This is a genomic window from Streptomyces sp. 549 (assembly GCF_030124175.1).
GTDB lineage: Bacteria > Actinomycetota > Actinomycetes > Streptomycetales > Streptomycetaceae > Streptomyces.
In genome coordinates, this window is sequence record NZ_JASKMT010000026.1 from 49,673 (window position 1) to 74,476 (window position 24,804).

Below are 24,804 nucleotides of genomic sequence, written 5' to 3' on the forward strand. Positions count from 1 at the left end.
GGACCCCGGCAGCACCACGCACAGCCCCGATCCCCTTCCGGTGCACCGCCGCCAGGGCCCGGACCGGCAGCAGCCGGCCCGCACCCCAGACCGGAGAAACCATGGACATAGCTTCGACCACCACGCCTCCACCCAGGACGCCGAGCCAGCCGACCCCCGCCGGCCGGGCGACCCACCGCGGTGACCAGATCTTCCTCGGCCTCTCCAAGGGGTCGGGCATCGCCCTGCTGGTGATCATGGCGGCCATCGCCGCCTTCCTCACCTGGCGCACAGTGATCGCGCTCGCCCAGAACGAGGGCAACTTCCTCACCACCTTCGAGTGGAACGCCAACGCCGACCCGCCGGTCTTCGGTATCGCCGTCCTGGCCTTCGGCACCGTGGTCAGCTCGCTCATCGCCATGGTCATCGCCGTTCCGGTGGCCGTCGGCATCGCGCTGTTCATCTCCCACTACGCGCCGCGCCGGCTCGCCACCCCGCTCGCCTACGTCATCGACCTGCTCGCCGCGGTGCCGAGCATCGTCTACGGCCTGTGGGGCGCCCTGTTCCTCGTGCCGCACCTGACCGGCCTCTACACCTGGCTCGACCAGTTCTTCGGCTGGACGCAGGTCTTCGGTTACGACGGCGGCGCACCGCGCTCCCTGTTCACCGTCGGCATCCTGCTGGCGATCATGATCCTGCCGGTCATCACCAACGTCTCCCGCGAGGTCTTCAAGCAGTCGCCGAAGATGCAGGAGGAGGCCGCGCTCGCGCTGGGCGCCACCCGCTGGGAGGTCATCCGCATGTCGGTGCTGCCCTTCGGGCGGTCCGGCGTGATCAGCGCCTCCATGCTCGGCCTGGGCCGCGCCCTGGGTGAGACGATGGCCGTGGCCACCGTCATCTCGCCGAGCTTCCTCATCAACGCGAGCCTGCTCGACCCGGGCGGCGGCACCTTCGCGCAGAACATCGCCGCCGGCTTCAACGAAGCCGGCGAGTCCGGCCGGGACGCGCTCATCGCGTCCGGCCTCGTCCTGTTCCTCATCACGCTGCTGGTGAACGGCGCGGCCCGCCTGATCATCGCCCGCCGCAAGGAGTACTCGGGGGCCAACGCATGAGCAACGCCGTCCTCAACAAGGACTCCACCGACCCCGGTACACCCGCGGACGCCCTGCACGCCACGCTGCGCCAGCCCCGGCTTCCGCGCTGGTCGCCGGTCGCGATCGCCGCAGGCTCGATCGCCGTAGGCGTCGGCATCGGCGTGCTGGCCGACCTGTCCAGCCGCGTGCAGTGGGGCCTGATCGCCGCCCTCACCTTCGTCGCCGCCACCTTCGTGCTGGGCACCGCGGTCGAGGGCGGGCGGCAGGCCAAGGACCGGCTGGCTACCAGCCTGGTCTGGGTCAGCTTCCTCGCCGCGATCATCCCGCTGGCGTCGCTGCTCTGGGAGACTCTCGCCCGCGGCTCGTCGATGCTGGACATGTACTTCCTGACCCACTCGATGAGCGGGCTGCGGGACCTCCAGCCGGGCGGCGGCGTCTACCACGCACTGCTCGGCACGCTCCAGCAGGTCGGCCTGGCCACCCTGATCGCCGCGCCGATCGGCCTGCTGACCGCCGTCTACCTCGTCGAGTACGGCCGCGGCAAGCTCGCCAAGGCCGTCACCTTCTTCGTCGACGTCATGACCGGCATCCCGTCGATCGTGGCGGGCCTGTTCGTGCTCAGCTTCTGGATCATCCTGCTCGACTTCGGCTACTCCGGCTTCGCCGGCGCGATGGCGCTCGCCATCCTGATGATGCCGATCGTCGTGCGCTCCACCGAGGAGATGCTCAAGCTCGTCCCCAACGAGCTGCGCGAGGCCTCGCTGGCCCTGGGCGTGCCCAAGTGGCGGACCATCCTGAAGGTGGTGCTGCCGACCGCGATCGGCGGCATCACCACCGGCGTGATGCTGGCGGTCGCCCGCATCGCCGGTGAGACGGCGCCCGTGCTGCTGCTGGTGTTCGGCGCCTCGTCGATCAACAACAACCCGTTCCAGGACCCGCAGTCCTCGCTGCCGTACTTCATCTGGCAGCAGTTCAAGGCCGGCAACCAGTACGCCTACGACCGTGCCTGGGCCGCGGCGCTGGTGCTGATCGCCTTCGTGATGATCCTGAACCTCGCCGCCCGCGGCATCGCCCGCTGGAAGGCCCCGAAGACCGGCCGCTGAGGCCACGCAGACGCAAGAAAGAAGTGATCTCCATGGCCAAGCGCATCGACGTCAGCGGTCTGACCGCCTACTACGGCTCCCACAAGGCCATCGAGGACATCTCGATGACCGTCGAACCCCGTTCCGTGACGGCCTTCATCGGCCCGTCCGGCTGCGGCAAGTCCACCTTCCTGCGCACGCTCAACCGCATGCACGAGGTGACCCCCGGCGGCCGGGTCGAGGGCAAGGTGCTGCTGGACGACGAGTCCCTGTACGGGCCCGGCGTCGACCCGGTGGCGGTCCGCCGCACCATCGGCATGGTCTTCCAGCGGCCGAACCCCTTCCCCACCATGTCGATCTTCGACAACGTGGCCGCCGGGCTGCGGCTCAACGCCCGCTACAAGAAGTCCGAGCTGGACACCGTGGTGGAGAAGTCGCTGCGCGGCGCCAACCTGTGGAACGAGGTCAAGGACCGGCTGAACAAGCCCGGCTCCGGCCTCTCCGGCGGCCAGCAGCAGCGCCTGTGCATCGCCCGCGCCATCGCCGTCGAACCGCAGGTGCTGCTGATGGACGAGCCCTGCTCGGCCCTCGACCCGATCTCCACGCTGGCGATCGAGGACCTGATCGGCGAGCTGAAGGAACGGTTCACGATCGTCATCGTGACCCACAACATGCAGCAGGCCGCCCGCGTCTCCGACCGGACGGCGTTCTTCAACCTCGCCGCGATCGGCCAGCCCGGCAAGCTCATCGAGATCGACGAGACCCAGCGCATCTTCTCCAACCCCTCGGTCCAGGCCACCGAGGACTACATCTCCGGCCGCTTCGGCTGAGCCGGCCCGGCGGACGGGCCGACCGTCTCCCCGGTCACCCGCCCGGTCCGCCCCCGCAGCGTCTGCGGTGCTGCATGGCGGTGCCACCGCACGACGAAGGGCCCGCCCCGAAAGGGGCGGGCCCTTACCCGTGCCGCCGGCTTCCGGCCGTTGGCCGGCCGGCCACTCAGCCGAAGGCGAGGTTCACCACCCAGAAACTCAGCGCTGCCACGCTGGCCGCAGCCGGCATGGTGATGAACCAGCCCGCGACGATGTTCTTGGCGACGCCCCAGCGCACCGCCTTGACCCGCCGGGTCGCGCCCACGCCCATGATCGCCGAGGTGATCACGTGCGTGGTGGAGATGGGGGCGTGGAACATGAACGCGGTCGTGTACATCACCGAGGCGGCGGTGGTCTCGGCGGCGAAGCCCTGCGGCGGGTCCAGCTCGATGATGCGGCGGCCCAGCGTGCGCATGATGCGCCAGCCGCCCGCGTAGGTACCGGCTGAGAGCATCAGCGCGCAGGCGATCTTCACCCAGACCGGGATGGCGTCGCCCTCCTCCTCGACCCCGCCGATGACCAGCGCCATCACCACGATGCCCATCGTCTTCTGGGCGTCCTGGAGGCCGTGGCCCAGCGCCATGCCCGCCGCCGAGACCGTCTGCGCGATACGGAAGCCGCGCTGCGCCCGGTGCGGGTTCGACCGGCGGAACAGCCACATGATGCCCGTCATCACCAGGTAGCCCAGCAGCAGGCCGACGATCGGCGAGATGAACATCGGGATGACGATCTTCTGCAGCACCCCACCCCAGTAGACCGTGCTGGAGCCGGCCAGCGCCGCGCCCACCATGCCGCCGAACAGGGCGTGCGAGGAGGACGAGGGCAGGCCGAAGTACCAGGTGATCACGTTCCAGGTGATCGCGCCGACCAACGCGGCGAACAGGATGATCATCCCCTGTCTGCCGGTGGGCGTGGCGATCAGCCCCTCGCTGACCGTCTTGGCGATGCCGCTGCCCATGAACGCGCCGGCCATGTTCATCACCGCGGCCATCACCAGCGCCACCCGCGGGGTCAGCGCCCGGGTCGAGATCGACGTCGCGATGGCGTTCGCCGAGTCGTGGAACCCGTTGGTGTAGGTGAAGAAGAGCGCAACGCCGATGACCACGACGAGTGCAAAGGTGTCCACGTCGGTTCAGGACTCCTTGACCACGATGGTCTCCACCGTGTTGGCGACGTGCTCGAACGCGTCGGCGGCCTCTTCCAGCACGTCCACGATCTGCTTCAGCTTCAGCACCTCGATGGCGTCGAACTTGCCGCTGAAGAGGTGCGCGAGGAGCTTGCGGTGGATCTGGTCCGCCTGGTTCTCCAGGCGGTTCACCTCGATCCAGTACTCGGTGAGGTGGTCCATCGTGCGCAGGTTCGGCATCGCCTCGGCGGTCAGCTCGGCCGCCCGTGCCAGCACCTCGATCTGCTGCTCGACGCCCTTGGGAAGGACGTCCACCTGGTACAGCACGACCAGGTCGACGGCCTCCTCCATGAAGTCCATGATGTCGTCCAGCAATGACGCCAGCCGGTAGATGTCCTCGCGGTCGAACGGCGTGATGAACGAGGAGTTCAGCTGGTGGAAGATGGCGTGGGTCGCGTCGTCCCCCGCGTGCTCCGCTGCGCGCATCCGCTCGGCGATCTCGGCACGTCCGGAGACGTCCGCCCCGAGCAGTTCCATCAGGAGCTTGGAGCCGGTGACGATGTTGTCCGCGGAAGCGGCGAACATGTCGTAGAAGCTCGTCTCCCGCGGGGTCAGACGAAAGCGCACGGGGTTTCCTCGGGGTGCATCGGCGTCAGTCTGGTTGATGCTAAGTGCATCATCCGGCCACAGCGAACCGGCGTCCCCCAGTGTCACCCATGCGACCGCCCCGGTGGCACCGGGGCTGAGGAACACTGCCCAGCACGGGTCAATATTGGGTAACCTATACCGGCTAGGGGTATATCCACCTGACGCTTCACCCTTCGGGAGCCCGCATGCCGACGACCGATCCGGAAGCCCGCCAGCCGACCGACCCGCACATTTCAGCCACCGGGCACCGGGCGCCCCTCGCCGGGCACCGGTCGGACGCCCCCGCCGGCCCGCACGGCTACGCCAAGGAGAAGGACGCGCACCTGAAGCGGCTCCGCCGGATCGAGGGCCAGGTGCGGGGCCTCCAGCGCATGGTGGAGGAGGACGTCTACTGCATCGACGTGCTCACCCAGGTATCCGCCTCGACCAAGGCACTGCAGTCCTTCGCCCTCCAGCTGCTGGAGGAGCACCTGCGGCACTGCGTGGCCGCCGCCGCCACCGAGGGCGGCGAGGAGATCGACGCCAAGGTGGCCGAGGCCACCGCCGCGATCGCCCGCCTGCTGCGCACCTGACCCGCGCCCGCGCGCACGGAGACCTGCCCGCGCGCCCCTCGGCGGGGCCGCGGGCAGCGCCGAACCGGCTCGCGTGCGGCCGGGTCAGCGTTCCGGGGCCCTCGACCCGGACGCGCGCAGCACCTCGTCGATCCGATCGTCGCTCAGCCGTTCGTCCGGCTCAGCCGCCGCCGCGATGATCAGCTCACCGTAGAGCTCGATCTCGGCGAGGGCTTCCCGGTCCTGCACCGCAGGTTCCGCAGGCATCCTCGCCACCTCCTCGCACTCCCATTGCCGTGCCGTCGTCCACGGTCCCCCGCCCCGACCTCCAGGGTAGGGAGGGGGCGCCGCCCGCGCATGGCACATACGGACTATTGGCCCGGGTCGGCGACCGTCCCGGTGTAGATGTCACCCGGCGCCGGGGCCTCCACGTCGACTGCGGTGCCGAAGCCGTGCAGCGCGGTGACCGAGTCCACCTGCACGCCCTCCCCGGCGGCGTTGCTGAACACGAACGCGTGCCGGACCTTGCGAAGGCGCCCCTGCCCGTCGAGAAAGGCGTCGAACGGGACAGCCGTCGTGGAGAACCCCTTCGCGGCGGCTTCGAGCTGCTGCCGCGACCCCTCGGACGCCGTCTCCGCCGCGAGCGTCAGGTCCGAGGTGCCCCGGTAGCGGTGGACCGTCTCCCCGTCGATCTGCGACCGGCCGACGTAGGTCACGCCGCCTGCGCCGCGCAGCAGCTCCGCGGCGCTGATCGGGTCGGTCACGCCGTGCGTGACGAGGTTGCCGTCGGACAGCGTCGTGGTGTCCACCCGCACCCACTTGTCCGCGGGGACCCCGTCACCGCGGTTCTTCATGTAGAGCGTGCCGGGCACGACCACCTCCGTCACCGGGCCGCGGTCCTGGTCGGGCAGCGTCACGGTGATGCGGCCGATGCGCCGGCGGTAGTCGAAGCCGCCCTCGCCGCGAATGGTCAGCACCGTGCCTCCGCTGGCCATCCGCATGGCCGTGCGGGCCCGGGACGTGCCCGCACCGGCCAGCACGTCCGCGACCCGGCGCACGTCCGCCACCGGGTCGATCGGCTGACCCTCGCCCGCGACGGCCCCGCGCCCGGAGCAGCCGGCGAGGCCGGTGGCCGTCAGCGCGACCGCGGCCAGCGCCGCGAGCGCTCCCATCCGCCTTCTCACCGCAGTCGACCCCCGTACCGGACAGTTGCGTGAACCGTCCCGTCTAACGAGTCGGCGGGACGACCGTCACGCCCCGGTACCGTGGAGCGGTGCCCGACCAGGACGACCCGCCGGACCCGAGCGGGCATCTCACGACCACCGAGGAACGCGGCTCCTTCGTGAGCGCGCACTGCTCGTGCGGGTGGCGAGGACCCGCCCGCCGGGCGCGGGAGAGGGCCAGGACGGACGCCCAGGGCCACCGCGCCACCGGCCCGCCGGCCCTGGACGTCCTCTGAGGGTGAGGCCGTTCAGGTCGGCGGCGGCCTTCAGGCGGCGAGGTCGCGGTCGGAGCGGGGGGCGGTGGCCGGCAGGTCCTCCGCGGGCCTGGCCTCCGGGACCTGCACCAGGCGGCCGGCGTGCGGTGAGAGCGCGATCGCCCGGGTGAGCGGCGTCAGCAGCGCCAGGGCGAGCGGGGCGAGCAGCAGCGGGACCGCGGTCCCCAGGGCGAGTCCGCCGATGACGTCGGTGGGGTAGTGCACTCCGGCGTAGACGCGGCCGAAGCCCTGGAACACCGCGAGCAGTACCGCCAGCGTGCCCAGCCGCCGGTTGACCAGGAAGATGCCGACGGCGATGGCCGTCACGAGCGTGGTGTGGTCGCTGACGAACGAGAAGCCGGTCTTGTCGGGCACCAGCACGTTGAGGCCGTCATGGGTGACGAACGGCCTTGGTCGCGCGACGAGTTCACGGATCGGGTAGTTGGCGAGGTAGGCGACGGAGGCCGCCAGCGGCGCCCACAGCAGCCCGGCCACGGCCACGGGGGCGTCCGGCCGCCTGCGGGCCGTCCACCAGGCCCACAGGCCGAGCAGCATGATGCCGAGGATCACGCCGTACTCGCTGCTGAAGCCGAGCGCCGAGTCGACCCATTCGGGTGTGTGGGCGGAGAGCCCGTTCACCCGGTGGAGGAGGTCGACATCGGGGTTCTGCCATCCAGCCATGGTGATGCGGCCCCTTCGTCTGTACGCGCTGCCGACCCCCGTGGAAGCGAATGCCCGTTCTCCGCATGAGAACGTTCCAAGAGTCCCCCGGCGTTCCGCTCGCTACCGAAAGATCACCCCGACGTTATCGAAGAGTGACCGTCTTCGCAGCTCAAGGCCCCCGCCTCACCCAGAGTAGGTGACGACTCACCCAGCGGTCGGCCGGGTGGCCCCGAAGTAGTCGGCGCTGTCGATCGGATCGAAGCGGATGACGGCGCCCGTGTAGGGGGCATCGATCATGTAGCCGCCGCCCACGTAGATACCGACGTGGTGGATGGACCGGGAGTCCTTGAGGTCGTGCGCGAAGAACACCAGGTCACCGGGGAGCAGTTCGCCACGGGAGGGGTGCGGGCCGGTGTTCCACTGGTCGTTCGCCACCCGGGGCAGCGTGATGCCCACCGACTCGTACGCGGCCTTCGTCAGGCCCGAGCAGTCGAACCGCCCGCCCTGCTCGGGTGTGCCGTTGCCACCCCACAGGTAGGGCGTGCCGAGTTTCTCCTGCGCGTAGTGGATCGCCCCCGCGGCCTGCCGGGTCGGTGAGACGCGGCCCTCGGGCGCGGCGAAGCTCTGCTCCATCGTTCGGATGACCTTGACGTAGTTCTGCGTCTCCTTGTACGGCGGCACCCCGCCGTACTTGATGACCGCGTACGCACCGGCGTTGTAGGCGGCGAGCATGTTGGCGGTCGGGTCGCCCGGCACGTCCTTGACGTAGCCGGCCAGCTTGCAGTCGTAGGAGGCGGCGGACGGGATGGCGTCCTCCGGGTCCCACACGTCGGCCTTGCCGTCGCCGTTGGCGTCCATGCCGTGCGCCGCCCACGTGCCGGGGATGAACTGCGCGATGCCCTGCGCCTCCGCGGGCGACTGGGCGTTGGGGTTCCAGCCGCTCTCCTGGTACAACTGCGCCGCCAGCAGCGCGGGGTTGATGGCGTCGCAGAGGCCGCCCCACCTCTGCACCAACGCCTCGTACTGCGCGGGCACCGCGTTCTTGGCGAGGGCTACCGAACGGCCCCCGCCCGCGCCGAGGTTGGCCGCGGCGCTGTAGGTGCCCACCACCAGCAGGCCCATGAAGCACAACACCATCCCGAGGCCGACTCCAACGGCCACCCAAGCCTTCCGCACCCCTCAACCATCGCATCTCGTGGCAGAATCCAAGAAGGCTTGCGCATTATGAGTCGACCCGATCACACACCTGGGGCGGTGGGTTCACATGGTTCTGGCAGCCGGCGAAGGCGACATCACGACCATCATCGGCGGAATCGCGCCTGACTGGGGCCCGTTCGGCACCCTGGGCACCGAAGCACGCGTCATGATCGAGGTGGTGATGGCCGTGGCGATCCTGCTCTGCCTCGGCATCGCGATCTGGGGCGCCGCCAAGCAGCGCATCGGCGCCACGGCCCTGCGCGACACCTTCAGCGCCGAGCAGGGCAAGGGGCTGATCGTGGCCGGCCTGACCGGCGTGTTCATCATCGGCTCCCTGGGGACGCTGTTCACGATCGTCTACGGTATGGCCATCTGAGGGACAACCCTCGCTGGCCCGTCCGACTCCCGGAGCGTCCGTGCACATCGTCAATCCCCAGCTCGACGCGTACCTCCTCGACCACTGCACGCCCGCGGACGACGTGCTGCGCGACCTCGCCGAGGAGACCAGGCGGCTGCTGCCGCAGCACACGTCCATGCAGATCACCCAGGACGAGGGCGCGTTCCTGACCCTGCTCGTGCAGCTCACCGGAGCCGAACTGGCGGTCGAGGTCGGCACGTTCACCGGCTACTCCGCCCTGTGCATCGCCCGCGGCCTGGCCCCCGGCGGACAACTCGTCGCCTGCGACGTCAGCGAGGAGTGGACGGGCATCGCACGGCGCTACTGGGAGCGCGCGGGCGTGGCCGGGTCGATCGACCTGCGCATCGCCCCCGCGCTGGACACCCTGCGCGCGCTGCCGACGGACGAGGTGATCGACTTCGCGTTCGTCGACGCCGACAAGACCGGCTACCCGGACTACTACGAGGAACTGGTCCGCCGCCTGCGGCCGGGCGGCGTCATCGCGCTCGACAACGTGCTCCAGGCCGGCCGGGTCGTCGACCCGGCCGCGACGGACCCGTCGGTCACCGCGATCCGGGCGGTCAACGACACCATCGCCGCCGACCCCCGGGTCACCTCGGTGCTGCTGCCGCTGCGCGACGGCGTCACCGTCGTCCGCAAGCGCTGACCCGGCAGCGGACGTCCCCGGGGCGCCCGCGTCTGGGACCGCGCCCCCGGACCGCGGCCGGGGCCCCTTGCACGGCGGCCGGGGCCGTCTCCCGCCGCCTGCGGGCGGGCCCTACAGTGCCGCCATGAGCAACTGGGACGCGCTGACCTGGATCCGGACCTCGGACGACCCCGCGCAGGAGTGCATCGAAGTCGCCGGCGGCGAGGGCGGCCTGGTGCACCTGCGGCAGACCGACAACCCCGAGCACGTCGTCACCACCACCCGCGCCAAGTGGCGCGCGTTCGTCCTGGGCGTGCGCAACAACGAGTTCGACCACTTCGTCACCGGTGAGGATGTCGAATCCGCCACCGGCGGCGGGGCATGGGCCGCCACCGGCCACGGGGCAGGGGCCGCCTCCGGGGAGCACGGGGAGCACGAGGGGGAGCAGCCGCAGCGGGAGTAGGAGCCGCGGCAGGCCCGGCGGCGTCGCACCGCCGGGCGGCGGGCGTCAGTCCGGACGCTTGCGGAGCCGGCCGCCGTCCTCGTCGTCATCACCACCGGCGTCGCCCTCGCCACCGCCCTGGTCGGCCTCACGGGCGGGTGGCAGCTCACGGGCGGGCGGGAGGACGTGGGGCCCGCCCGCTTCGCGGTCCGTCAGCGCGTCCGCCCAGACCTGCGACAGCGGTTGCGGCCCGACGTACTGCTGGCATCGGCACAGCCCCGGTTCGAAGGCCAGCGGCCGGTGGTCGGCGTCCCAGCCCGTCGGCACCTCCACAAGCGCGTGGCAGGCACCCTGCTTGTCGTGCAGCGCCAGGTGGTGGCCGCACCCGCACACCGGCTCGGGCGGGGCCGGAGGCCGGTTCGCCTCGGCCAGCTCCCGCACGCGGTGCTCCTCGGCCCGGATGAGGGCCATCCGGCGTTCGTGACGGGTCCGCAGCGCCTCGCGCACGTTCTCGACCAGCCAGGCGCCGCCCCCGCACAGCAGGAAGAGCACGCAGACCACGATCCAGAAGCCCATCGCCCGGCACCTCCCCGGCACACCTCGCCCGTGTCCCCTCTCCGAGAATACGGCCCCGAGCCGCCGAACCCGGCAGTTCGGGCGCGCGGACCGGCTCCGGGGGCCGGGTGGCGACGCGGAGAGGGCCGGTTGCCGGGCAGGCAGGGCCGCACGGCCCTCGTGGCCGCGCGCCCGCTCTCCCTACCGTCGAGACATGGCCCCACCGGTTCTTTCGTCCGCGTCCCGCACCCACCACGGGCTGCCCTCGCACGAGGTCGTCCTGCTCCTGGAGACCGACCCGGAACGCGGCCTGCGTGCGGACGAGGCGGCGCGGCGGCTGGAGACCTACGGGCCCAACGTGCTGCCCGCCACAGCGGGCCGCGGGGTCCTGATGCGGGTCCTCCTCCAGTTCCACCACCCGCTGATCTACATCCTGATCGCAGCCGGTGTGATCACGGCCGCGCTGGGCGAGTACGTCGACTCGGCAGTCATCTTCGGCGTCGTGGTGATCAACGCCGTGGTCGGATTCCTCCAGGAGTCGAAAGCCGAGGCGGCGCTCGACAGCCTGCGTTCCATGGGCCGCACCACCGCCCGCGTGGTGCGCGACGGCCGCGAACTCACGCTGGGGTCGGAGCACGTCGTCCCCGGCGACCTGGTGCTGGTCGAGGCGGGCGACAAGATCCCCGCCGACCTGCGCCTGATCAGGCTGTCCGAGCTGCGGGTGGACGAGTCGGCGCTGACCGGGGAGTCCGCTCCCGTCGTCAAGGACGAGACGGCGCTGCCGGACGCGACACCCGTCGCCGACCGGCACAACATGGTCTACTCGGGCACGCTCGTCACCGCCGGAACCGGCGCCGGCACCGTCGTCGCCACCGGCGCGGGCACCGAACTGGGCGAGATCCACCGGCTGGTGGGCGCGGCCCAGACCCTGGCGACCCCGCTCACGCGCAAGCTGACCCGGTTCAGCAAGGTGCTGACGGTGGCGATCCTGGCCCTGGCCGCACTGACCTTCGGCATCGGGATGGCACGCGGACAGGACGCCGTCGAGACGTTCACCGCGGCCATCGCGCTGGCCGTCGCCGCGATCCCCGAGGGCCTGCCGGCGGCCGTCACCATCACGCTGGCGATCGGCGTGGGCCGGATGGCCCGCCGCCGCGCGGTGATCCGGCGCCTGCCGGCGGTGGAGACCCTCGGCAGCACCACGGTCATCTGCTCCGACAAGACCGGCACCCTGACCCGCAACGAGATGACGGTACGGGCGCTGTGGACGCCCGGCCGCACCCTGTCGGTCACCGGTTCCGGCTACGCCCCCGACGGCGAACTCCACGACGTACCGGACGCGTTCACCGCCACCGGCACGGCGGCGCGACCCGCCGCCGCCACCGCTGGCGCTGGTCACGCCGGGGCCGACACGGTCTCTGGAGACGCTGGGGAGACCGGGGACGCCGGGGACGCCGTCACCGCGGACGCCGGGCTGGACTGCCCGGGGCCGCTCGCCGGGGACACGGCGGTGCGCTGGAACCTGGTGGCGGGCGCCTGCTGCAACGACGCGGCGCTGAGCCGGATCGACGGCGAGTGGAGCCTGGCCGGCGACCCCACCGAGGGCGCGATGCTGGTCGCCGCCGCCAAGGCCGGGCTCGGCCGGGAGCGACTGGACGCCGACCTGCCCCGCGTGGCGAGCGTCCCGTTCAGCTCGGAGCGCCAGTACATGGCCACCCTGCACCGCGAGCGTGCGTCCGGCGGGCACGTGGTGCTCGTCAAGGGCGCGGTGGAACGGGTACTGGACCTGTGCTCCGGTCAGTTCGCGGCCGACGGCGGGGTCCGGCCCCTGGACCGCGCGGCGGCGCTGGCCGCCGCCGAGGCGCTGGCGGGCCAGGGGCTGCGCGTCCTGGCCACAGCCGTCCTGCCGCAGGCCGACCCGCGCCGGTTCGACCACGAGGAGCTGCCGGCGACGATGGTCCTCGCCGGCCTCCAGGCGATGCTCGACCCGCCGCGCGACGCAGCCGCCGACGCCGTGCGGGCCTGCCACACCGCCGGTGTCTCGGTGAAGATGATCACGGGAGACCACGCGGCGACCGCCACCGCCATCGCCGAACGCATCGGACTGTTCGACGGCCCGCCCACCGGCACGGGGGGCGGCACCGGCACGGGGGGCGGCACCGGCACGGGGGGCGGCACCGGCAGCGAGGGCTCGCCGGGTGCGGAGGGCAGGGCCGGCAGCGAGGGCGCGCCGGGTGCGGAGGGTCGCGTGCTCACCGGCGCCGAACTCGCGGCGCTGCCCGCCGAGTCCCACCGGGAGGCCGTCACCCGCGCGACCGTCTTCGCCCGCGTCTCCCCCGAGCAGAAGCTGCGGCTCGTCGAGGCCCTCCAGGCAGACGGCCACGTCGTCGCGATGACCGGGGACGGCGTCAACGACGCGCCCGCGCTGCGGCAGGCGGACATCGGTATCGCGATGGGCCACAACGGCACCGAGGTGGCCAAGGACGCGGCCGACATGGTGCTCACCGACGACGACTTCGCCAGCATCGAGGCGGCCGTCGAGGAGGGCCGCGGCGTCTTCGACAACCTGACCAAGTTCATCGTCTGGACCCTGCCGACCAGCATGGGCCAGGGCCTGGTCATCCTGGTCGCCATCCTCTTCGGCACGGTCCTCCCGATCCTGCCCACACAGGTGCTGTGGATCAACATGACGACCGCGGTGGCACTCGGCCTGATGCTCGCGTTCGAGCCGAAGGAGGAGGGCATCATGCGGCGGGCGCCGCGCGACCCCGCCCGTCCGCTGCTCACCGGTGAGGTGCTGCTGCGCATCCTGCTGGTGTCCACCCTGCTCGTCAGCGGCGCGTGGTGGCTGTTCGAACGGCAGCTCGCCGGTGGCGCGGACCTCGCCGAAGCCCGCACGGCGGCCATGAACGTGTTCGTCATCGTCCAGCTCTTCTACCTCTTCAGCTGCCGCTCGCTGACCAGGTCGATGTGGCGGATCGGGGTGTTCAGCAACCGCTGGATCGTCGGCGGAGTGCTCGTGCAACTCGCCGGCCAGCTCGCGATCACCTACCTGCCGGCCATGAACCGGCTGTTCCACACCGCGCCCCTGGACGCCTCCACCTGGCTGTCGATCCTTGCGATCGCCTGCCTGGCGTCACTGGTCGTCGCCGCCGACAAGGCCCTGCGAAACCGGCTGGCCGCCCGCACCGGCTCCGCACGGACGCACCGCCCCACGCACTGAACACCCCACACGCCGAACACGTCGCACACATCGACGCACGTCGCACACGTCGACGCACCGCACACGCTGAACACACCGCTCCGGTGACACCAGCAGGACGAAGGGAGCTGGCAGACATGCCGGCAGCAGTGATCATCATCGCCGCCTGGGTGGCCATCGGCCTGGCCACCGCACTGTGGATGGCCCGGCGCGGCCACCGGGACCCCGGCTGGCTCGCCATGTGCATCCTGTTCGGTCCTGCCATGGCCGTAGCCGCGACCGAACGGGTGCAGCGGCGACCGGAGATGCTCTCCCTCACCCGGACCGGCGAGGGCCGTCCCGGACGCATGCGGGTACTCGTCGGTCTGGACGGGTCCGCGGCCTCGCACTCCGCGCTGGACCTCGCGATCAGCCTGCTCGGCCCGCACGCCGACACCCTGGTCGTCGCGGAGGTCGTCGACTACGACGCGGCGGAGCTGGACGCGAGCGGGCGTCCCGACGGGCGGCTGCGCGTCGCCAAGGCGCAGGAACGGCTCGACGCCGCAGCCGCGCGGCGCGGAGAGTGCGCGATGGACTGCGAGGTGCTGGTCGGACCGCCCGCCGAGACCCTGCGGCGGTTCGCCGAGGAGCAGGACATCGACCTGATAGTGGTGGGCGCGCTGGGGCGCGGGGTTTCCAAGCGCCTGCTGGGCAGCGTCTCCCGCGCTCTGGTGGCGGACGGCGGCGTCCCCGTGCTCGTCGCGGGCAGCCGCACCGCCCAGGACCGCACCCCCGCCGACCAGGGCACCGCCGACCGCAACGCTGCCGGTCGCAACGCTGTCACCCGCGACGCTGCCGCCCACAACGCTGTCGGTCGCTCCCACGGGTGAGGCGTCCGACACCTCGCCCACCCCGGTGGCGGCACCCACCGGCCCCTCACCCGGGCCGCCACCGATCGGTGCGCACCCTCAGCCCGAACGGAACGGGCAACACCATCACGTCCCCGAACGCCCCGGCGTCCCGCTCCCGGTAGGAGCCGCCGCCCGGGTGCGTATACACGGCCCAGCGGCACCGCACCGGATCGACCAGCACCACCGCAGGAACCCCCGCCCCCGCATACCGCCCGAGCGGCGCGGGGGCGTCCGTCACCTGCACCGCGATATCCACATCCTGTGGACGCAGCAGCGTGGACTCCTCCACCAGGAAGCCGCGCGGACACACGGCCAGGTCCGGACTCAGCCAGCCGTCCGCCTCCCCCGCATACTCGGCCATCCGGATGGAGACTCCGTGCAGCGCCACACGGCCCCACGGCAGACTCTCGGCGAACGCGAACTCCAGGTCCCGCAGGATGCCGACGCAGCGACCGGGCCGAGGCCGGGCAAGGCCGGCGATCTCCACCCGCAGCCCGGTCGTGCGGCGCAGCACGTCCACGGCCCGCAGCACTCCGGACCGGTCGAGCCGGACCGTTCGCCGTTCCGGCCACCGGCTCACCGCGAACCACCCACCTGGAACCACAGCGACTTGCCCGGACCGGACGCCTCCCGGCAGACGCCGTGACGCGTGGCGAGACGGGCGATCAGCAGAAGGCCGCGCCCCCGCTCGGCGTCCATGTCCGGCCGGCGCCCGACCGGCAGACCGGGCGCCTCGTCGTGCACGTGCACCTCCAAGCGGTCCGCCGACGGCCACTCGCCGCGCAACGTGACGGCCCGTCCGCAACCGGCGGTGACGCATGCGGTGATCGCGTTGCCCGCCGCCTCCGAGGTGAGCAGTACGGCCAGATCCGTCAGCTCCGGCCGCTTGTGGGCCAGCACGGATGCGCGAACCGTCTCCCGACAGGTGCGCACCCACACCGGGTCGGGCGGGAAACTGAGCACGAATGCCGCCTCCGGGGAAGGCGGGGCAAGCGGAACACGGCACATGGCGGACTCCCTGCGGGGTCGGGGTGGTCGGTCCGGACACGAGGGCGACGGGCTCAGCAGCGGTGGCCATGCCGCCCATCGCCGACACGGCGAGGCGGTGCGCTTCCGTCTTACGCGGACGTCTCCTGGAGGTACGGGAAGGACACTAGAGCCAGAAGGTTTGCCACGTGCAACCAGAAGGCCTCTCATGACTCATAAGAGTGACGACTATGGCGAACCTCGCACACCCATGCCGCCGACTTGCTACCAGAGGGCCATGGGACTTCGCACCAACCCGAGCCAACGGCAGCGCAGGATCGGCTTCGAACTGCGTAAATGCCGAGAGAGAGCCGGACTGCACGCCGAGGAGGCCGGTCGCCACGTCGATCTTGGAGGGCCGCACCTCCGACACATCGAAGGCGGTCGTACGGCCATCCCCGAAGCCAAGATGCTCAAGCTGTTGGACCTCTACGGGTGCACACGTGAAACGTATGTGGATGGGCTACTCGCGATGCACCGGGCAACGGGCAAAGGCTGGTGGCACGAGTTCCGGCATGTAGTCGCAGACCGGGCGCGCGATCTCGCGGAACTCGAATCGATGTCACGAGCGATCCGCGCCTTCGAGCCCCTGCACATTCCCGGCCTGCTGCAGACCCCTGAATACATCGGCGCCCTCATGCATCCCGCGAGCCCAGCCCCGGCGGCCTCCACCCCGTTCCGCCGGTTCCGGACACGGCGGCAGGAACTACTGACCAGCCCGTCGGCACCGAGCTACCACGTGGTCATCCACGAGGCAGCGCTGCACATGCGCTACGTGGAGGAACCCATCCTGCGACGCCAGTTGACGCACCTGATCGAGGTCACCCGCCTGCCGAACATCCGGGTCCAGATCGTTCCGTTCCGGTCGGGCCCCCTTCCTGCCGTGGGTAACCCCTTCACGCTCTTCGGCTCGACTGATCCCGAGTTGCACACGGTGCTCCTGGAACACGACTCTCGCTCGGACTTCCTGTCTGAGACGTCCGACCAGGCTCGATACTCCGCGATGTTCGAGCAGTTGGTCGGCCTCGCCCTGCCCGCCCTCAGCCCTGCAGCTGAACGGCAGTACCCCTCTCAGCGCGATTCGCTTAGCCTTTTGCACCACCTGCTGTACATCCTGTGAGGAAGATGCACATGACCGACAAGCCCGAAGTTGACTGGCAGAAATCGTCGTTCAGCAGCGCGGATGGCAACACCAGCTGCGTTGAGCTGGCCAGAGACTCCGACGGGGAGCTGCACATGCGCGAGAGCGAGCACCCCACCCAGACCCTCCACCCCAGCCAACCAGCCGTCACCACCCTGCTGACCAGCATCAAAGCAGGCGCCCTCGACCACCTCGCCTGAGCCCGCGTACCCCCGGCGCACTGCGGCGAGCATATGGACGAACGGCTACCCAGCCGCGCCACGGGCAGGAGGACGGACGCCGTGACCGGGTAGTCGTCTCACTTTGCTTTCACATCGTCACACTCCGCCCGTGAGACGGGCGTCGGCGTTACCTTCGGTTGAGGGGACAATGGGCAGCGGTGGTTGGCGGCGAAGGGCTGAGGGGGCACGTGCAACATGAGCATCGGCGGCGACGGCTACGGCGACGAGCGTGACTACGCGGACTCCGGTCGCCGCGGCACGCGGACCCGCCTGCCCGAGAGCGAGACCGCAGCCAGACCGCCCGTGGTCCGGCCGGGCAAGACCCTGCTCACCGTCGTCGGCGTGGTCGTCCTGCTGATCGCCGCCCTCGCGTTCGCCACCCGGGGCGGCGGCGGGAACAACGCCGACGGCAAGGCCCCCGACCAGACGCAGCCGACCGCACCCACCGGAGTCGCCCCCGTCGAGGGCGGCACCGGCATCCCCAGCGGCTTCGCCCGCACCGAACAGGGCGCCCAGAGCGCCGCCGCCAACTACGCGGTGGCGCTGGTGTCTGCCGAGATCATCCAGCCCGGCGCCCGCCCCGAGATCGTGCAGAGGGTCTTCGTGCCCGGCAAGGTCGACGACATGCGGGCGAGAATGGACGAAGCGTACTCCGCTGCCTTTCTCGACAAGCTCGGCCTCCGAGAGGACGGAACCGCACCGGCCGGATCTACTTACGTCTCGCGCACCGTTCCGGTCGGGACGAAGGTCGTGTCCTACAGCTCAACCTCCACAGACCTCGAAGTGTGGTGCACGGGTGTCTACGGACTGGCGGGTCAGGAGTCCACCACCCCCGTGACGACCGACTGGTTCACGATGAAGCTGAAACTGGCATGGGCGGACGGGGACTGGAAGGTCGAGAGCTTCGCGCAGGAAGCAGGCCCGGCCCCCGTGAACGGTGACCTGAGGGCATCCAGCGCGGACGACATCGCGGAAGCGGTCGAAGGATTCGGAGGGTTCACCTATGCCCGGTAGCCGACCCCGCGTACTAGGAGTCGCGGCGCTTGCCGCAGCAGGACAGTTCGCCAGTATCGCCGTCGGCACCCGGGCGGTAGCGGCTCCTTCCCCGTTGCCCTCCCCCTCACCCACCACGGACTGCGATCTCATCGTCGGCCCCGCCCGCGAGTACTGCGAAGGCGGCGGGGCTTCCGGGGGCGGGACGGGGGGCGGTGGTACGTCCGAGGCGCTGCAGACGCTCGACCCGCTGTCGTCGCTCGCCAAGGGGTGCGCCGAGGCGGCGGCCTGGATCGTCGGCAAGCTCTCCGAGGCCGTCGCCCAGACCGCCGAGGTCGACTTCACCAACGCCGCGTTCCTCCGCCAGTACGCCGTCGTCTTCGCCGCGTCGACCATCCTCACCCTCGTCCTGTGGCTGCTCGCCGTGGCCAAGCGGGCCGTCCGCGGTGTGCCGTTGACGACCGCGCTGTCGGAGGCGGTCGGCTTCCTGTGGCTCGTGGTGCTGGCGTCGGCCTTCACTCCGCTGATCCTCTACACCCTGGTCTCCGCGACGGACGCCGTCACCGACATCCTCGCCGCCGGCACCGGCTCGCAGACCGACAAGTTCTTCGGCTCGTTCGCCGAGGCGTTGGAGAAGGGCGAGGACATCGGCGGCGGCCCGATCATGCTTATCGTGGTGTCGCTCGTGTCGGTGCTCGCCGCCGGCGTGCTCTGGCTCGAACTGGTCATCCGTGCCGCGCTGCTCTACGTCGGCGCCCTGCTGGGCGTGGTCGTCTACTCCGGCCTGGTCGACAAGAACATGTGGTCGCACGTGCGGCGCTGGGCGGGCATCATGATCGCCGTCATCCTGGTGAAGCCGGTCATCGTCATCGTGCTCGGCCTCGCGGGCGCGCTGGCCACCGACGAGGGGCCGAACGCCTTCTCCGCGATCGTCTCCGGGCTGGCCATCATCCTGCTGGCGATCTTCGCCTCGGCCATGATCTACCGCTTCGTGCCGGGCTTCGGCGACGACATCGTGCGGCACCGCAACGCCACCGCCGACCCCGCCTCGCGCAAGGCGGTGGCCGCCATATCCACTCCCGCCGCGATGCTGCGGCAGGGCATCAACACCCACAGCAGCCGGGGCGGCGGGGACAGCGGCGGCGGCAACTCCGCCCGGCAGCCCAACCCGGTGGCCGGCGGCGTCGCCGCCCACGGCAGCCGGACCGGTACGGCCGCCGGGCCTCCCCCGCAGCGCCAGGCTCCCGGCAGCACGGGCAACCGCACCGGAGGTGACCGCAGGTGACGACACCCACCCACCTGGCGCCACGCCGCACCTACACGATCGGCCGCGCCCGGCCGAACGCCATCGTCGGCAAGAACCGCGAGACCGGCGAGATCGCGCTGATCGTCGTCGGCGCCTTCTTCGGCATGATGAGCGGCCTGCTGGTCCCCATGCTGTCGCTGCGCATCGTGCTGCTCGTCGGTTTTCCCCTGTTGGCCCTCGCAGCCGTCTACGTGCCCTACGACGGCCGCACGTTCTACCGGTGGTTCGAGATCAAGCGCTCCTTCCGCAGACTGCGCCGCAAAGGCGCCACCTACCGTTCCGCCGCGCCCGAGGCCGGAGTCGGCCTGGACGGCCAGGAGGTCGAGATCGGGCCGCCGCCCGGTGTCGGCCGCATCAACTGGATCTCCGCGCCGTTCGGCCCGGACGAGATCGCCGTCCTGCTGCACGCCGACCGCCGCACGGTCACGGCGGCCATCGAGATCGAGGGCCCCGGCGTGGGCCTGCGGGACAGCGAGGACCAGGAAGCCCTAGTCGACCGGTTCGGCACGCTGCTCAAGCACGTGGCCAACGGCGACGGCTACGTGGTGCGGCTCCAGATGCTGGCGCGCACCCTGCCGGCCGACCCGGACGCGCACGCCAAGGACGTCGCCCAGCGCGGCGACGAGCGGGCGGCGACCTGGCTGCGGGACTCCTACGAGCAACTGCAGTCCATGGTGTCCACGTCCAGCGAGCAGCACCGCGCCTACCTGGTCGCGTGCATGCGCTACGGGCGGGAGCTGGCCGCCGAGGCCACCGCGATCGCCCGCGCCAACAAGCGGGCGAAGCTGTCCCGCGACGAGGGCCTGGCGGTCATCATGACGCGCGAGCTGACCGACATCTGCGCGCGGCTGGCCGAGGCGGACATCCGGGTGCGGCAACCCCTGGGCCAGGCCCGGCTGTCGTCGTTGATCCACTCCATGTACGACCCGGACCACCCCATCGACCACATCCAGGCCATGACCCGGCGGAACGCCTGGCCGGCCGAACTGGACGCCACCGAGCCGACGTTCCTCCAGGCCAAGACCCGCGAGTCCAGCACCCGCGAGCCGTGGTGCCACGCGACGGCGTGGGTGAAGGAATGGCCGATGACACCGGTCGGCGTCAACTTCCTCGCGCCGCTGCTCGTCCACACCCCGGACGTCATCCGCACGGTCGCGGTGTGCATGGACCTCGAACCGACGGAGGTCGCCATCGAGCGCATGCTCACGGAGAAGACCAACGACGAGGCCGAGGCAAGCCGCCAGGCGAAGATGAACCGCACGATCGACCCGCGCGACATCGCCGCCCACGGCCGCGTCGACCAGCGCGGCGACGACCTGGCCAGCGGGGCGGCCGGCGTGAACCTGGTCGGTTACCTGACGGTGTCCGCCCGCAACCCCGAGGCGTTGGCCCGCGACAAGCGCACCATCCGGGCGTCGGCGGGCAAGAGCTACCTGAAGCTGGAGTGGTGCGACCGCGAGCACCACCGGGCGTTCGTGAACACCCTCCCCTTCGCCACTGGAATCCGCCGATGAGGAGGCCCTCCCCCCATGGCCGCGTCTGATCCGCTCACCGCCATCACCGACGCCTTCACCGGCTTCCTGTTCGGCAAGACGGAGACCACCCGGCTCCCCGCCCGCACCTCCACCGGGCAGGCGCAGGCCGTGTACCTGCCGACGGCCGCGCCCGGCCTCGGCGACTCCGGCGTCATCATCGGCCGCGAGGTCTACAGCGGCAAGGGCTACATCTACGACCCGTTCCAGCTCTACGGGCAGCAGCTGCCCGCCCCGCACTGGCTGGTGCTGGGCGAGTCCGGCAACGGCAAGTCGGCGCTGGAGAAGACCTACGTGCTGCGTCAGCTCAGGTTCCGCGACCGGCAGGTCGTGGTGCTCGACGCGCAGGGCGAGGACGGCGTCGGCGAGTGGAACCTGATCGCTGAGGAGATGGGCATCACCCCCATCCGCCTCGACCCGTCGGCGGCCCTCAACCAGGGCATCCGGCTCAACCCGCTGGACCCGTCCATCACCACCACCGGCCAGCTCGCGCTGCTGCGCACCATCATCGAGGTCGCGATGGGCCACGGCCTCGACGAGCGGGCCGGCTTCGCGCTGAAGGTCGCGCACTCCTTCGTCAACGCCACCATCGCCGACCGGCAGCCCGTGCTGACGGACATCGTCGAGCACCTGCGCCACCCGCGACCGGAGTCCGCGACGACGATGAACGTGGACCTGGAGGACGTGCGCTCCTGGGGCCTGGACGTGGCGCTGGTCCTGGACCGGCTCGTCGACGGCGACCTGCGCGGCATGTTCGACGGGCCGACGACCGTCGGCATCGACCTGGACGCGCCGCTCATCGTCTTCGACCTGTCCCACATCGACCGCAACTCCATCGCCATGCCGATCCTGATGGCCATCGTCGGTGTCTGGCTGGAGCACACCTGGATCCGGCCGGACCGCAGAAAGCGCATCTTCCTCGTCGAGGAGGCCTGGCACATCATCAACAGCCCCTTCGTCGCCCAGCTGTTCCAGCGGCTGCTGAAGTTCGGACGCCGGCTCGGCCTGTCCTTCGTCGCTGTGGTCCACCACCTGTCGGACGTCGTGGACGGCGCCGCCGCCAAGGAGGCCGCGGCGATCCTCAAGATGGCGTCGACCAGAACGATCTACGCCCAGAAGTCCGACGAGGCCCGAGCCACCGGACAGGTGCTGGGCCTGCCACGCTGGGCCGTGGAGATCATTCCGACGCTGTCCCCGGGCATCGCCGTGTGGGACGTCAACGGCAACGTCCAGGTCGTCAAGCACCTCATCACCGAAACGGAACGCCCGCTGGTCTTCACCGACCGGGCGATGACGGAGTCCTCCCCCCGCCACGGCCCGCCGGAGGCCACCGCGCTGGAGGAGATGGACGAGGCCCTGGAGTCGGAGACGGAGTCCCGCGCCGTCCACTTCGACGAGATGGCCACGGCGGACGAAACGGTGGCCTGACCCATGCCCAGCAACCACCCGCCCGCCGCACCGCCCGACAGACCGGCCCCCCGCAGCGGCGGAGTACCGGACTCGCTGCTGCTCGGCGGCCTCGCGCTGCTGCTGAGCCTGACCGTGCTCACCTGGACGGCCGCGGGAATCGCCGGGCTGCTCGCCCACGGCAGCTGGCCGTCCGGGCTGGGCTTCACCCACACCCCGCTGGCGCTGCGCGCACTGGTCACCGATCCAGGCGACCTGGCCGCCGCCTGGCCGGCCGCCGACGCCGCCACGCTGCCCCGGCCAGGACTGTTCTGGGGCGTGCTCGTCAGCCAGTTCCTGGTCCTCGGCACGCTCACGCTGACCACGGCGATCTCCCTCAGCCGCCGCCGCGCCCTGCGCAGGGCCGCCCGCGACCACCTGCACAAGGCCACGGCAGCCCAGCCCCAGCACGAGATCCCGCTCACCCCCGCGTCACCCCACCCGGCTCCCCCAGCCCACCCGACGCCCCCAGCCCAGCAGTCCGCCACGCACCCACCCGCGGCACAACAACCCCCGACGGAACAACCCGCCGCGCAGGAACCAGCCTCCGATCACCACCCCACCGCAACCCTCCTGACAGGCGCACATCCCCCGGCTCTCATCCCGTCGCCCGGCCTGACCCCGCCGCAGGCAGCCGGCAACGGCCACCCCGGGGCAGGACTGCGACTGAGGCACACAGCCGACCCGGCGGACGCCCTGCGCACCGCCGAGGGACCCGCCCTCGTCGTCACCGCCGACACCGCCCTGTGGCGTGACACCGTCGGCGCCCGCAGCAAGCTGGGCCCCACCCACCTCTACGACCCGGACCACGTCACTGAGGCACCCACGCGCCTGCGCTGGGCTCCGGAAAGCGGCTGCGCCGACATGGCCGTCGCCCGCTCCCGCGCCGCCGCCCTGCTCTCCCCGGTCCGCAGCCCTGCCAAGGCCGACGAGACCGCCCACGCAGCCGCCGAGACCGTTCTCCGCTGCTGCCTGCACGCCGCTGCCGTCAGCGGGCAGCCGTTCCGGCAGGTGCACCGCTGGACCACCGGCACCTCGGTGGGGGAAGCCGTCCGCGTTCTCCGCAAGGACCGCCAGGCCGCCGCCGGCGCGGCCGGCGAACTGGAGGCCATGCTCATCACCCGCCCCGACCGCCACGACCCGGCCTGGGAGCTGATCCGGCGGGCGCTGTCCTCCTTGTCCAGGCTCCACGTGCGCAACGCCTGCACCGCGAGTCGAAATGACACGCTCGCGCAGGAATCTTTCCTGCGCGAGATGGGCACGCTCTACCTCACGGGTGAGTCCCTCGAGGACCCGCGCCGGGAGCCGGGCGCCATGCCGCTCCTGACCGCACTCGCAGTGAACGTGGTCGAGCACGGCCGGCGCATGGCCGAACGGTCATCCTCCGGTCGGCTCGACCCACCACTCACCCTCATTCTCGACAGCCCCGCCACGGTCGCCCCGCTGGCCGGGCTGCCCGCTCTCCTGGCCCGCGGTGAGGAGTACGGAGTGCGCACCTTCGCCTACCTGCGTTCCATGGACCAAGCCCGCGCCTGGTGGCCGGAGTTGGACGACGCTCACAACGGACGCAGCAGCTCCATCAGGTAGGCGTAGCGGTTCGTGTCCAGCGGGTCGGGTTCCCGCTCTGCGGTCCGCCGGAAGCCCCGGCTCAGGTAGAACCGTTCGGCCCGGACGTTGTCCTCGTGAACGTGCAGGACCAGCCGCTTCAGTGAGGTGTGCTGCCAGCACCACTCAGCCGCCGCGTCGAACATCAGCCCCGCCAGCGGGCCCCCGCGGTGCTCGGGACGCACGTAGACCCCGGCCAGCAGCGCCTGCTGCTCCTCCAGCCGCACCCCGACCATGCCGGCCCAGGCCCCTGCCGCCGAAGTGTCCACACCGACGAAAGTCGCCCCCACATCACTGCCCTGCCCCTCACGGGCCCGCTGCTGCCATTCTGCGTCGGAATAGCCGACCGCCGTGACGTAGGGGGTGAAGAAGGCGAGCGGGGCCACCGGGTCAGCCAGTGCCGCCAACCGCAGTTCCCTGAGCTGCCGCCACTCGTGCTCCCCGACCGTCCTGACCTCGTAGCGCATGCCCCTCAGCCTGCCCCGGGTCGACGCCCGGCGGCAATCGAGTTCCGCCTGCACACTCCTTCCGGTGCCGGCTGGAACGCAAAAAGGCCGGGCCCCGGAACGAATTCCCGGGGCCCGGCCGTGAACGCAGGAAAGCCCCGCTGGTTTCCCAGCAGGGCTTTCCTCGCAATAATCGTTCGGCGGCGTCCTACTCTCCCACACGCTCCCGCATGCAGTACCATCGGCGCTGAAAGGCTTAGCTTCCGGGTT

Annotated in this window: 27 protein-coding genes and 1 rRNA gene; 17 read left to right on the top strand and 11 right to left on the bottom strand. The window is 71.2% G+C overall.

Annotated features, from left to right (window positions below; all coding sequences use genetic code 11):
- Positions 1 to 101: 101 nt before the first annotated feature.
- Genes pstC through pstB form a run of 3 tightly spaced genes read left to right on the top strand, consistent with a single transcriptional unit; the run spans position 102 to position 2,985 of the window.
- A complete protein-coding gene (gene pstC / locus QNO07_RS22825; protein ID WP_283994159.1) occupies positions 102 to 1,091 on the top strand; it encodes a phosphate ABC transporter permease subunit PstC in 990 nt (329 codons plus the stop codon).
- A complete protein-coding gene (pstA, locus tag QNO07_RS22830) occupies positions 1,088 to 2,176 on the top strand; it encodes a phosphate ABC transporter permease PstA (RefSeq protein WP_283994160.1) in 1,089 nt (362 codons plus the stop codon). The genes pstC and pstA overlap by 4 nt, the downstream gene beginning before the upstream one ends.
- Positions 2,177 to 2,208: 32 nt before the next feature.
- On the top strand, positions 2,209 to 2,985 hold the full coding sequence (pstB, locus tag QNO07_RS22835) for a phosphate ABC transporter ATP-binding protein PstB (protein ID WP_283994161.1): 777 nt from the start codon (positions 2,209 to 2,211) through the stop codon (positions 2,983 to 2,985).
- 166 nt (positions 2,986 to 3,151) lie between these two features.
- On the opposite strand, the gene QNO07_RS22840 is transcribed toward pstB, so the two are convergent.
- Positions 3,152 to 4,150, bottom strand: a complete 999-nt coding sequence (locus QNO07_RS22840) for an inorganic phosphate transporter (RefSeq protein WP_283994162.1) — start codon at positions 4,148 to 4,150, stop codon at positions 3,152 to 3,154.
- 6 nt (positions 4,151 to 4,156) lie between these two features.
- The gene (locus QNO07_RS22845) at positions 4,157 to 4,777 is read right to left on the bottom strand and encodes a DUF47 domain-containing protein (RefSeq protein WP_283994163.1); all 621 of its coding nucleotides are present in this window, start codon (positions 4,775 to 4,777) and stop codon (positions 4,157 to 4,159) included.
- A 206-nt stretch (positions 4,778 to 4,983) separates the two neighbouring features.
- Between QNO07_RS22845 and QNO07_RS22850 the strand changes: the two genes are divergently transcribed.
- Positions 4,984 to 5,370 carry a metal-sensitive transcriptional regulator gene (locus tag QNO07_RS22850; RefSeq protein ID WP_283994164.1) on the top strand — a complete coding sequence of 129 codons (387 nt, stop codon included), beginning with the start codon at positions 4,984 to 4,986 and terminating at the stop codon, positions 5,368 to 5,370.
- Between the two features lie 84 nt (positions 5,371 to 5,454).
- Here the strand turns inward: QNO07_RS22850 and QNO07_RS22855 are convergent, their stop codons facing one another.
- Positions 5,455 to 5,616, bottom strand: coding sequence for a hypothetical protein (locus QNO07_RS22855; RefSeq protein ID WP_283994166.1), 162 nt, complete (start codon positions 5,614 to 5,616; stop codon positions 5,455 to 5,457).
- Positions 5,617 to 5,720: 104 nt separating this feature from the next.
- Positions 5,721 to 6,521, bottom strand: a complete 801-nt coding sequence (locus QNO07_RS22860) for an SCO4651 family lipoprotein (protein ID WP_283994167.1) — start codon at positions 6,519 to 6,521, stop codon at positions 5,721 to 5,723.
- Between the two features lie 101 nt (positions 6,522 to 6,622).
- On the opposite strand from QNO07_RS22860, the gene QNO07_RS22865 reads away from it, so the two are divergent.
- The gene (locus QNO07_RS22865) at positions 6,623 to 6,808 is read left to right on the top strand and encodes a hypothetical protein (RefSeq protein WP_283994168.1); all 186 of its coding nucleotides are present in this window, start codon (positions 6,623 to 6,625) and stop codon (positions 6,806 to 6,808) included.
- 30 nt (positions 6,809 to 6,838) lie between these two features.
- Here the strand turns inward: QNO07_RS22865 and QNO07_RS22870 are convergent, their stop codons facing one another.
- Entirely contained in the window at positions 6,839 to 7,507 is a 669-nt protein-coding gene (locus tag QNO07_RS22870) for a phosphatase PAP2 family protein (protein WP_283994169.1), read from the bottom strand.
- Between the two features lie 186 nt (positions 7,508 to 7,693).
- Entirely contained in the window at positions 7,694 to 8,626 is a 933-nt protein-coding gene (locus tag QNO07_RS22875; RefSeq protein WP_502961910.1) for a C40 family peptidase, read from the bottom strand.
- A gap of 127 nt (positions 8,627 to 8,753) precedes the next feature.
- On the opposite strand from QNO07_RS22875, the gene QNO07_RS22880 reads away from it, so the two are divergent.
- The 3 genes from QNO07_RS22880 to QNO07_RS27585 all read left to right on the top strand — a co-directional run bounded on the left by QNO07_RS22880 (position 8,754) and on the right by QNO07_RS27585 (position 10,192).
- The gene (locus tag QNO07_RS22880) at positions 8,754 to 9,062 is read left to right on the top strand and encodes a DUF8827 family protein (protein ID WP_283994171.1); all 309 of its coding nucleotides are present in this window, start codon (positions 8,754 to 8,756) and stop codon (positions 9,060 to 9,062) included.
- Between the two features lie 40 nt (positions 9,063 to 9,102).
- Positions 9,103 to 9,750 carry an O-methyltransferase gene (locus QNO07_RS22885; RefSeq protein WP_283994173.1) on the top strand — a complete coding sequence of 216 codons (648 nt, stop codon included), beginning with the start codon at positions 9,103 to 9,105 and terminating at the stop codon, positions 9,748 to 9,750.
- Positions 9,751 to 9,874: 124 nt separating this feature from the next.
- Entirely contained in the window at positions 9,875 to 10,192 is a 318-nt protein-coding gene (locus tag QNO07_RS27585) for a DUF397 domain-containing protein (RefSeq protein WP_349636867.1), read from the top strand.
- A gap of 45 nt (positions 10,193 to 10,237) precedes the next feature.
- Here the strand turns inward: QNO07_RS27585 and QNO07_RS22895 are convergent, their stop codons facing one another.
- Positions 10,238 to 10,747 carry a hypothetical protein gene (locus QNO07_RS22895; RefSeq protein ID WP_349636868.1) on the bottom strand — a complete coding sequence of 170 codons (510 nt, stop codon included), beginning with the start codon at positions 10,745 to 10,747 and terminating at the stop codon, positions 10,238 to 10,240.
- A 193-nt stretch (positions 10,748 to 10,940) separates the two neighbouring features.
- Here QNO07_RS22895 and QNO07_RS22900 point away from each other — a divergent pair, with 193 nt between their 5' ends.
- Together QNO07_RS22900 and QNO07_RS22905 are read left to right on the top strand one after the other, a co-directional pair.
- Entirely contained in the window at positions 10,941 to 13,949 is a 3,009-nt protein-coding gene (locus tag QNO07_RS22900) for an HAD-IC family P-type ATPase (RefSeq protein WP_283994174.1), read from the top strand.
- A gap of 116 nt (positions 13,950 to 14,065) precedes the next feature.
- Positions 14,066 to 14,797 carry a universal stress protein gene (locus QNO07_RS22905; protein WP_283994177.1) on the top strand — a complete coding sequence of 244 codons (732 nt, stop codon included), beginning with the start codon at positions 14,066 to 14,068 and terminating at the stop codon, positions 14,795 to 14,797.
- Positions 14,798 to 14,843: 46 nt separating this feature from the next.
- Here the strand turns inward: QNO07_RS22905 and QNO07_RS22910 are convergent, their stop codons facing one another.
- Positions 14,844 to 15,398, bottom strand: a complete 555-nt coding sequence (locus QNO07_RS22910; RefSeq protein ID WP_283994178.1) for a PDDEXK family nuclease — start codon at positions 15,396 to 15,398, stop codon at positions 14,844 to 14,846.
- On the bottom strand, positions 15,395 to 15,781 hold the full coding sequence (locus tag QNO07_RS22915) for an ATP-binding protein (RefSeq protein WP_283994180.1): 387 nt from the start codon (positions 15,779 to 15,781) through the stop codon (positions 15,395 to 15,397). Before QNO07_RS22915 ends, QNO07_RS22910 begins: the two co-directional genes overlap by 4 nt.
- A gap of 301 nt (positions 15,782 to 16,082) precedes the next feature.
- Between QNO07_RS22915 and QNO07_RS22920 the strand changes: the two genes are divergently transcribed.
- The 7 genes from QNO07_RS22920 (at position 16,083) to QNO07_RS22950 (ending at position 24,070) form a co-directional block, all read left to right on the top strand.
- Positions 16,083 to 16,964 carry a helix-turn-helix domain-containing protein gene (locus QNO07_RS22920; protein ID WP_283994181.1) on the top strand — a complete coding sequence of 294 codons (882 nt, stop codon included), beginning with the start codon at positions 16,083 to 16,085 and terminating at the stop codon, positions 16,962 to 16,964.
- An 11-nt stretch (positions 16,965 to 16,975) separates the two neighbouring features.
- Complete coding sequence (locus QNO07_RS22925; RefSeq protein WP_283994182.1) at positions 16,976 to 17,185, top strand: DUF397 domain-containing protein; 210 nt, start codon at positions 16,976 to 16,978, stop codon at positions 17,183 to 17,185.
- 216 nt (positions 17,186 to 17,401) lie between these two features.
- Positions 17,402 to 18,220 (top strand): DUF8175 domain-containg protein, encoded by an 819-nt coding sequence (locus QNO07_RS22930; RefSeq protein ID WP_283994183.1) that lies wholly within the window; start codon positions 17,402 to 17,404, stop codon positions 18,218 to 18,220.
- The gene (locus tag QNO07_RS22935) at positions 18,210 to 19,484 is read left to right on the top strand and encodes a hypothetical protein (RefSeq protein WP_283994185.1); all 1,275 of its coding nucleotides are present in this window, start codon (positions 18,210 to 18,212) and stop codon (positions 19,482 to 19,484) included. Before QNO07_RS22930 ends, QNO07_RS22935 begins: the two co-directional genes overlap by 11 nt.
- On the top strand, positions 19,481 to 21,019 hold the full coding sequence (locus QNO07_RS22940) for an SCO6880 family protein (protein ID WP_283994187.1): 1,539 nt from the start codon (positions 19,481 to 19,483) through the stop codon (positions 21,017 to 21,019). The genes QNO07_RS22935 and QNO07_RS22940 overlap by 4 nt, the downstream gene beginning before the upstream one ends.
- A 15-nt stretch (positions 21,020 to 21,034) precedes the next feature.
- Positions 21,035 to 22,465, top strand: a complete 1,431-nt coding sequence (locus tag QNO07_RS22945; protein ID WP_283994189.1) for an ATP-binding protein — start codon at positions 21,035 to 21,037, stop codon at positions 22,463 to 22,465.
- A gap of 3 nt (positions 22,466 to 22,468) precedes the next feature.
- On the top strand, positions 22,469 to 24,070 hold the full coding sequence (locus QNO07_RS22950; RefSeq protein WP_283994190.1) for a type IV secretory system conjugative DNA transfer family protein: 1,602 nt from the start codon (positions 22,469 to 22,471) through the stop codon (positions 24,068 to 24,070).
- Here QNO07_RS22950 and QNO07_RS22955 read toward each other — a convergent pair.
- Both QNO07_RS22955 and rrf read right to left on the bottom strand, forming a co-directional pair.
- Entirely contained in the window at positions 24,040 to 24,555 is a 516-nt protein-coding gene (locus QNO07_RS22955; RefSeq protein WP_283994191.1) for a GNAT family N-acetyltransferase, read from the bottom strand. The genes QNO07_RS22950 and QNO07_RS22955 overlap by 31 nt on opposite strands.
- 174 nt (positions 24,556 to 24,729) lie before the next feature.
- A 5S ribosomal RNA gene (gene rrf, locus QNO07_RS22960) occupies positions 24,730 to 24,804 on the bottom strand; the annotation flags it as partial.